The organism is Saccharopolyspora sp. 6V, assembly GCF_020176785.1.
In the GTDB taxonomy this organism is placed as follows: domain Bacteria; phylum Actinomycetota; class Actinomycetes; order Mycobacteriales; family Pseudonocardiaceae; genus Saccharopolyspora_C; species Saccharopolyspora_C gregorii.
In genome coordinates this window covers 66,974-74,783 of the sequence record NZ_JAIUKB010000003.1, presented here as the reverse complement: position 1 = coordinate 74,783, position 7,810 = coordinate 66,974, and the positions used below count along the sequence as shown (strand labels likewise).

The following is a 7,810-nucleotide window of genomic DNA, read 5'->3' as shown; positions in this document are numbered from 1 at the left end:
CCGCTTTCCTGTGCCCCCCTTTTTTCCCCCGGGGGCCCCCCCCCCCCCCCAAAACCCCCCCCCCCCCCCCCCCGCGGCTGAGGTTCCGCCACCCGACCACAGATCAACCGAACCCCGACGTGCGAGGAAGAACTCAGCCGGCGGTCAGGCGGTGCCAGGTATCGGCCCGCCAGTCGCCGTCGTCGACGGAGATCCGGTCACCGGCCGAATCCCACTGCACCAGGCCCCAGCCGTCGGACTCGCCGCCCTCCTGCCAGCCGACCAGCGGCCAGTAGGCGAAGTTCGCGTGCTCGGCCACCAGGAAGTCGGTGAAGTTCTCGAACCACTCGCGGGCCTTCGCGTCCTGCTCACCGCGACCGACTCCGAACTCGCTGATCCACAGCGGCGCGGTGTAGGGCTTGCCGTCCTCGGTGACGAAGAACGCCTGCCTGCGCAGCACGTCGTAGAGCTCCTCGCGCGACATGTCCTGGTAGCGCGGGTCGTGCGTCTCGCCGGTGCCGGTGGCGCCGCTGTGGTTCGGCCCGGTGTAGCCGTAGAAGTGCGCCGAGTAGACGAGCTTGTCCGGCTTCACCAGCTGCTGCGGCAGTTCGCGCACCGGTTCCAGGGTGGGCCGTTCGTGCGGCAGGCCTTCCACCGGGAGCCCGGTCCAGTTGATGCCCTCGATGATGATGAGCAGGTTCGGGTTGGCCTCGTTGAGGATCCGGTCCCCGGCGCGCTGCGAGGCGGCGAACCAGTCGTGCTCGTCGCCGAGACCCCAGTTCGGGTCGTCGAAGACGTCCCGGCGCACCTCGTTGTAGAGGTCGGCGCCGACCACCCGCTCGTTGTCGGCGTAGCGCGCGGCCATGAACGCCCAGTCGTCCTCCCACTCCTGGTCGCTCTGGCTGCTGTTCCACCGCTCGTTGCCGTCGACGCCGCAGCACCAGCGGGAGGTGCCGGTGTGGTTGTTGAGGATCACGGCGAGCCCGCTGCCGGTCAGCGCGCGCACGGCCGCGTCGTAGATCTCCAGCCGCGTCTTGCCGCGCAGCTCCGGGTTCGCGGTGACCGCCTCGTCGGGCACGGTGGCCTCGTCGTCGATCATGTCGTTGGAGAACGGCAGCCGGATGCTGTTGATGCCGAGCTCGTGGAAGCTGCCGACGATGTCGTCCATCGAGGCGCGGTCCAGGCCGAGCGGGATGCCGTGGGAGTGCTCGCCGTCGTGGTGGTTCGCGGGGTCGTCGACGTCCCCGCTGCCGTTCCAGGTGCCGCTGGCGCCGTGCCAGTTCCCGGACTTCAGCTGGAAGTCGTTGCCGTCGGCGTCGACGATGCGGCTGCCCTCGGTGTGCAGCGGCCCCGTCCAGGAGGCGTCGGCCCGCTCGGACGCGGCCGCGGTGGCGGGCACCAGCAGCGAGGCTGCCAGCACGGCGACGAGGACTCTGGCGATCACGCGGACATCTCCACTGGTCGGCTCCCCGGAAGTCGGTCGATCCGGAGATCGACGGTGGCCGACCCATCCTCGCAGCGATCACCGCACCCGGATGATCGGGAAATCCACGGTTTTCCCGTTCGCGGCGGCCTCTCGGCCGGGCCCGTCGCAGCAGGTGGCCTACAGTTGCGGGATGTCGTTCCGCCCCGCCACGCGTCACGTCCCGATGTCGGTGCAGATCGGTGACCAGGTGCGGAAGCGGATCACCTCGGGCGAGTGGGCGGTCGGCACGAAGCTGCCGGGCGAACACGACCTGGTGGCGGCGTTCGGAGCGAGCCGCGCCACGGTGCGCGAGGCGCTGCGCGGCCTGATCCACGCCGGACTGCTCGAAGCCCGGCCCGGCGACGGCACCTACGTGCGGTCCGCCAGCGAGCTCGACGCGGTGCTGCGGCGGCAGATCTCGCCGCGCGCGGTCGACTCCGTCTTCGAGGTCCGCGAAGCGCTGGAGATCTACGCCGCCCGGCTCGCCGCGGCCCGCGCCACCGACGACGAGCTCGGCGAGCTGGCGGTCCTGCTGGCCGACCGGGACGGGGCGACCGACTTGAGAGGTCGCCTGGAGCGGGACATCCGGTTCCACGACGCCCTGGTGGCCGCCTCCGGCAACCCGCTGCTGCTCGACATGTACCGCGGGGTGGACCGGGCTTCGACGTACTCCCCCGGCGAGCTGTCCGAGCGCGCGCGGCGGCGGTTCCTCGTCGGCGAGTGGGAGGACGAGGACGAGCACCACGCGTTGATGAGCGCGCTGCGGCAGCGGGACCCGGACGCGGCGGCCGACGCGGCGACCCGCCTGCTGCAGCACGCGCGGGAGGCCTTCGTGCGCGCGGAGGACGGCGGCACCGACGACGGGTGACGCACGTCAACTTGGCACGCTCGTGCAGCTGTCATACATTTGCCGGTGACCGTCGCTCGGCCCGCCGAGCGGGGAACACCGCTGACGCCGGGCGCTTCCGCCCGTGCCGACCGGCCGGACGTCGAGGCCCGCGCCACCGCGCGAGGACCACCGATCCGGCCGCACCCGCGACGATCACCGCGCACCGCTCGCGCGCTCACCGAGAACCACGCTCGACGAAGGCTGCCGAAGTGAACTCCACCAGCACGACCCACCCGGCACCGACCGGCGACACCACGAACCGTCCACTTCGGACCGGCCTGGTGCTGGTCGGGATCCTGCTGACCGGCGCGAACCTGCGCGCCGGTCTCACCGTCGTCGGCCCGCTGGTCGGGGACGTGCGCGCCGACCTGGGCCTGTCCTCCGCGGTCGCGTCCGCGCTGGTGAGCCTGCCGCTGCTGTGCTTCGCGCTGTTCTCCCCCGTCGCTCCGCCGCTGGCGGCCCGGTTCGGTCTCGAACGCACCCTCGGCGGGGCGCTGGCGATCCTCGCCGTCGGCATCGTCGTCCGCTCCGCGCCGTGGCAGCCCGCGCTGTGGATCGGCACGCTGGCCCTCGGCTTCGCCATCGCGCTCATCAACGTGCTGCTGCCCGCGCTGATCAAGCGGGACTTCCCGCAGGACGGCGGACGGGTCACCGGGGCCTACTCGGCGACGCAGTCCGCGTTCGCGGCGCTCGCGTCCGGGGTCGCCGTGCCGCTCGCCGGGGTCTCGGACTCCGGCTGGCGCGTCTCGTTCGGGATCTGGGCGGGCCTCGCGCTGATCGGCTTCGCCGTGTTCAGCCCGCAACTGCGCCGCTCCACCCGTCCCCGGCACGAGGTCGCCGCGGCCCTCGACGCGCATCCCGAGCAGTACCGTTCACCGTGGAAGTCCGGCCTCGCCTGGATGATCACCGTGTCGATGGGCACCCAGAGCGCGCTGTACTACTGCATCATCACCTGGTGGCCGGAGGTCGAAGCCGCGCACGGCACCGCGCCGGCGACCGCGGGCCTGCACCTGAGCGTCCTGCAGTTCTTCGGCATCGCCGGGAACCTCGCCACCGCCGCCATCATCCACCGGTGGGCGCGCGACCAGCGGGGCCTGATCGTCGGGCTCGTGCTGATCAACGTCGTCGGCCTCGGCGGCATGGTGCTCGTCCCGGCGCTGGCGCTGCTGTGGAGCGTGCTGCTCGGCCTCGCCGGCGGCGGGATGATCGTGTTCTCGCTGTCGGTGTTCGGGCTCCGCACCCGCCACCACGGGCAGGCCGCGGCGCTGTCCGGCATGGCCCAGTCCTTCGGCTACCTGCTGGCGGCCTTCGGCCCCACCGCGCTCGGCACCGTGCACGACCTCAGCGGCGGCTGGACCGCACCGCTGCTCGTGCTCCTCGGCTTGCAAGCCGTGCAGCTGGTCACCGCGTGGGCCGCCGCGAGCCCCCGCCATCTCTGAGCACCGAAGCCGGTCGGCCGGTTCCCCCGCGGCGAGGACGGCACGGGACCCGGCGCGGGCAGTGGCCGGGCGTCAGCCGTGGCGCAACGCCGACCAGCGCAGCTTCTCCCGCTCCCGCCGCGGCAGACCCGCGACGACCAGGTCGTAGGAGTCCTCGACCAGGTCGCGGACGTGCTGGTCCGGGACGGTGGCGTTGACGACGACGGTGTTCCAGTGCCGCTTGTTCAGGTGGTAGCCGGGCAGCACCGCGTCCGGGTGGCTGGTGCGCAGGTGCACCGCCAGGTCCGGCTCGCACTTGAGGCTGACCCGCAGCGGTTCGGCGTCCAGGCGGCTGATCGCGAAGAGCTTCCCGGCGACCTTGAACACGCTGTTGCGCTCGTCGAACGGGAATTCCTCCCGCGCGCCGGGCATGGCCAGGCATGCGGCCTTCAACTCGTGGGGCGTCACGGCTCCCACCGTAGGCCGCACCCCCGACGGCGTGAGCCTCCGCGCCGGCGCTCCCGGTCACCGGGAGCACCGGAGCGGCGCCACCTCACGGCAGGCTCAGCTTCGCCATCCGTCCCCCGTCCACCGCGTACACGTTGCCGGTGATGAACCCGGCCTCCTCCGCGGCGAGGAAGGCGACCAGCGCGGCCACCTCCTCCGGCGCGCCGGTGCGGCCGACCGGGTGGATGCGGCCGATGTCGCGGCGGAAGGCCGCCGGATCCGGTGTGGCGTCGATGAATTCGAGGTTGAGGTCGGTGTCGATCCAGCCCGGCGCGACCGCGTTGCACCGGATGCCCTCCGGCCCGTGGTCGACCGCGACCGCCCGGGTCAGCCCGTGCAGCCCGGCCTTCGTCGCGCAGTAGGCCGCGTGCCCGGGGTTCGCGCCGAGTCCTTCGACGGACCCGACGTTGACGATGTTCCCCCGCGTCGCGCGCAGGTGCGGCAACGCCTCCTTGATCAGGAGGAACGGGGCGGTCAGGTTCACGGTGAGGTTGCGCTGCCAGTCGTCGAGCGACATCGCCTCCACCGCCGATTCCTGCATCATCCCGGCGTTGTTCACCAGGACGTCCAGCCTCCCGGCGCGGTCCACGACCTCGCCGACGATCCGCGCCGGAGTGGCGGGATCGGCGAGGTCCGAGGGGATCGAGCGGAACTCCTCGTCGGCGCCGCGCTGCGCGGTGAACACGGTGGCCCCCTCGTCGCGCAGCCGCCGCGCGATGGCGCGGCCGATCCCCGCGCGCCCTCCCGTGACCAGCGCGACCTTGCCGTCGAAGCGCTTCATGCGACCGCCTTCCCGCCGTTGATCTCGACCAGTGCCCCGCACACGTAGCGGGCTTCGTCCGAAGCGAGGAACAGCGCCACGTCCACGATGTCGGCCGGTTCCGCGATCCGCCCGAGCGGCACCGTCCGGCCCAGCTCGGCCACCGCGGTGTCCGGGTCGAATCCGCGCCGGGCGAAACCGCTGCGCAGCATCGGGGTGTTGACCTCGTTGGGGCACACCGCGTTCACGCGGACGCCCTGTTCCGCGTGGTCCATTCCCATGCACTGGGTGAGCGAGGCGATCGCCGCCTTCGTCATGCAGTACAGGGCGTGGTTCGGCCCCGGCGCCTTGCCGCCCCAGCAGGAGGACACGTTGACGATCGCGCCGCCGCCACCGGCCGCCATCAGCGGGATCGCGGCCCGGCAGAGGCGGAACGGCGCCTCGACGTTCACCCCGACCGACAGCGACCAGTCCGCGTCGGAGGTGTCCGGGACCGGCCCGCGGGTGATGACGCCCGCGTTGTTGACGAGCACGTCCAGCCCGCCCAGCGCCTCCCGCGCCGCCGGTGCCAGGCCGTCGGCGTAGGCCGGGTCCAGCAGATCACCCGGCAGGTGGGCGTCCGCCTCGATCCCGCTCACGTCCCGGTCAGCCACCGCGACCCGCGCGCCTTCCGCGCGCAGCCGCTCCACCAGCACCGCGCCGATGCCACCGGCCGCACCGGTCACGAGCGCGTTCCGTCCGGAGAACCTCATGTTCCACTCCTAGTGATTCGCCACCTGCCCGAGACCCGGGGCAGCGGACTCGATCCCTCCACCCGCCAGCGGCGACGCGGCTGACGGGAACCACGCGCGCAGCCCGACCACCCGCGGGTTCACGGCTGGTTCCTAGTGCGGACGGCGTTCCCTCCCGCGGCGGAGGATTCCGCAGCGAGGAAGCAGCTGACGGCCACCCCGCCCCGATGCGGCAGGAGCGGGATCAGCGGTTCAGAAGCTCGCGACCGGATCGCCGAAGAGGTCGCGGTCCGGCGTGACGCCGAGCCCGGGCCCTTCGGGCAGCGCGATGTGCCCGTCGTCGATGCGGATGCCGCCCGCCGGGTCGTAGTGGCCGTCGATGTAGGGCGCCGCGATCCACGCGCCCTCGTTCAGGTCCGGCCGGACGGTCGCGCCCAGCTGCACGCAGGCGGCGGCGATCACGTCACCGCCCCACGCGTCGTCGCTGCTGTGCGGCAGGTGCCGCGCCGCGCACAGGTCGCGGAACGCGCGCATCGGCGCGAGGCCGCCGATGCGGGTCACCTTCATCCCGAATCCGTCCACCAGCCCGGTCCCGGCCGCGGAGATCGCGGCGTTCAGGCTGACACCGGACTCGTCCAAGTAGATCGGGTGCTGCACCTGCGGGCGGATGCGGGCCAGCTCTTCGACGGTGTCGCAGGGCTGCTCCAGCACGAGCGGGACGTCGGCGCACTCGCGGCTGAGCCGCAGCACGTCGCGCGTGTTCCATCCCCGGTTGCCGTCGGCCGCCAGGCGCACGCCCGAACCGCGGACGACCTCCCAGACCTTGCGCACCGCTTCGATGTCGACCTCGACGGGACGGCCGCCGAGCTTCACCTGCAGCCGCGGATAGCCCTCGGCGACCCGCTCGGCCGCGATCCGGGCGACCTCGTCCGGATCGCCGACGCCCGCCGAGTAGTAGGTGGGCACCCGAGCCACCGCTCCCCCGCCCAGGAGTTCGGCCACCCGCACGCCGAGCCGCTTCCCGATCAGGTCGTGCGCGGCGATGTCCACGGCCGCCTTCGCGTAGTGGTGCCCGGTGAGCAGGCCGTCCATCGTGCGGTGCAGCGCCACCGGCCACGGCTCCGCCCCGACCAGCCCGGGAGCGAGCTGCGCCAGCGCGGCGCGGGCCCCGGCGGCGTGCGCCTCCGCGTAGGTGGGCCCGACGGGGCAGGTCTCGCCCCACCCCTCGGTGCCGTCCTCGGCGACGAGGCGCACCAGCGTGGTCTCCAACGACCACACCGTGCCGCTGGACATGACCCGCGGCGGGTTCCGCACCGGCAGGTCGTGGGTGTAGACGTGCACTTCGCGGATCTCCACGCGGAAACTCCGATCCGATGTCGCGGTGCTAGCGGACGTTCTCGGCCGACAGGGCGGCCCGGGCGGCGCGCAGCGCGGCCGCGCAGGCCCGCTCCCGGCCCTGCAACCGGGCCGACTGCGTCATGCCCTCGTGCAGCAGGAACAGGGTTTCGGCCAGGTGGGCGGTGTCCTGGTCCGGCGCGACGTGCTCCAGGCGGATGCGGAACTCGTCGGCGAGCTTGTCCTTGTGCTCCCGGACGGCCGCGGCGATCGGCGCGCTGTCCGGGTGCTCGGCGAAGGCGTTCATGAACAGGCAACCGGTGTTCGCGACCTCGGCGAGCCAGTCGCCGAGCCGGACCAGCAGGTGCAGCACGTGGTCGACGCCGGACTCCGGTCCGCCGTCGAGCCAGTCGAAGTACACCCGATCCCGGTGCTCCAGCGCGCCGACGATCATCGCCTCGCGGCTCGGGAAGTACTTGTACAGAGTGCGGAGCGAGACGTCGGCCTCCGCGCGTAGGGCTTCCACGCCCTGCTCGGCGAAGCCGTTCTCCGCGAAGCTGCGCTCCAGCTCGCCCGCGATCCGCTGCTTGGTATCGGCCACGCGGCGATGGTAGAAGGATCGCTCTACCGTTGTAAAGCGATCGTTCTACCACGGCCGCGCCCTGCTCGGTGAAACCTCTGCACAGGCCGCGGCGAGTTGCGTATCGTTCCGGTTCCGGGGGCGCT

Annotated in this window: 8 protein-coding genes; 2 read left to right on the top strand and 6 right to left on the bottom strand. The window is 72.6% G+C overall.

Annotation, left to right across the window (positions count from 1 at the left end):
- Positions 1 to 133: 133 nt before the first annotated feature.
- Positions 134 to 1,423, bottom strand: coding sequence for a cellulase family glycosylhydrolase (locus tag LCD35_RS00990; RefSeq protein ID WP_308016862.1), 1,290 nt, complete (start codon positions 1,421 to 1,423; stop codon positions 134 to 136).
- Positions 1,424 to 1,595: 172 nt separating this feature from the next.
- Between LCD35_RS00990 and LCD35_RS00985 the strand changes: the two genes are divergently transcribed.
- A complete protein-coding gene (locus tag LCD35_RS00985; protein ID WP_224957321.1) occupies positions 1,596 to 2,312 on the top strand; it encodes a FadR/GntR family transcriptional regulator in 717 nt (238 codons plus the stop codon).
- 230 nt (positions 2,313 to 2,542) lie between these two features.
- Entirely contained in the window at positions 2,543 to 3,772 is a 1,230-nt protein-coding gene (locus LCD35_RS00980) for an MFS transporter (protein ID WP_224957320.1), read from the top strand.
- A gap of 72 nt (positions 3,773 to 3,844) precedes the next feature.
- Here the strand turns inward: LCD35_RS00980 and LCD35_RS00975 are convergent, their stop codons facing one another.
- The 5 genes from LCD35_RS00975 to LCD35_RS00955 all read right to left on the bottom strand — a co-directional run bounded on the left by LCD35_RS00975 (position 3,845) and on the right by LCD35_RS00955 (position 7,685).
- A complete protein-coding gene (locus LCD35_RS00975; protein WP_224957319.1) occupies positions 3,845 to 4,219 on the bottom strand; it encodes an MmcQ/YjbR family DNA-binding protein in 375 nt (124 codons plus the stop codon).
- Between the two features lie 85 nt (positions 4,220 to 4,304).
- Entirely contained in the window at positions 4,305 to 5,039 is a 735-nt protein-coding gene (locus LCD35_RS00970; protein WP_224957318.1) for an SDR family NAD(P)-dependent oxidoreductase, read from the bottom strand.
- On the bottom strand, positions 5,036 to 5,770 hold the full coding sequence (locus LCD35_RS00965) for an SDR family NAD(P)-dependent oxidoreductase (RefSeq protein ID WP_224957317.1): 735 nt from the start codon (positions 5,768 to 5,770) through the stop codon (positions 5,036 to 5,038). The genes LCD35_RS00970 and LCD35_RS00965 overlap by 4 nt, the downstream gene beginning before the upstream one ends.
- Before the next feature lie 231 nt (positions 5,771 to 6,001).
- Positions 6,002 to 7,105 carry a mandelate racemase/muconate lactonizing enzyme family protein gene (locus tag LCD35_RS00960; protein WP_224965886.1) on the bottom strand — a complete coding sequence of 368 codons (1,104 nt, stop codon included), beginning with the start codon at positions 7,103 to 7,105 and terminating at the stop codon, positions 6,002 to 6,004.
- A 28-nt stretch (positions 7,106 to 7,133) separates the two neighbouring features.
- Positions 7,134 to 7,685 carry a TetR/AcrR family transcriptional regulator gene (locus LCD35_RS00955; RefSeq protein ID WP_225043580.1) on the bottom strand — a complete coding sequence of 184 codons (552 nt, stop codon included), beginning with the start codon at positions 7,683 to 7,685 and terminating at the stop codon, positions 7,134 to 7,136.
- Between the last annotated feature and the right edge of the window lie 125 nt (positions 7,686 to 7,810).

Excerpts from the sequence above, each read along its gene's own strand:
- LCD35_RS00985 (WP_224957321.1), top strand. The coding sequence starts at position 1,596 with ATGTCGTTCCGCCCCGCCACGCGTCACGTCCCGATGTCGGTGCAGATC.
- LCD35_RS00970 (WP_224957318.1), bottom strand. The coding sequence starts at position 5,039 with ATGAAGCGCTTCGACGGCAAGGTCGCGCTGGTCACGGGAGGGCGCGCG.
- LCD35_RS00965 (WP_224957317.1), bottom strand. The coding sequence starts at position 5,770 with ATGAGGTTCTCCGGACGGAACGCGCTCGTGACCGGTGCGGCCGGTGGC.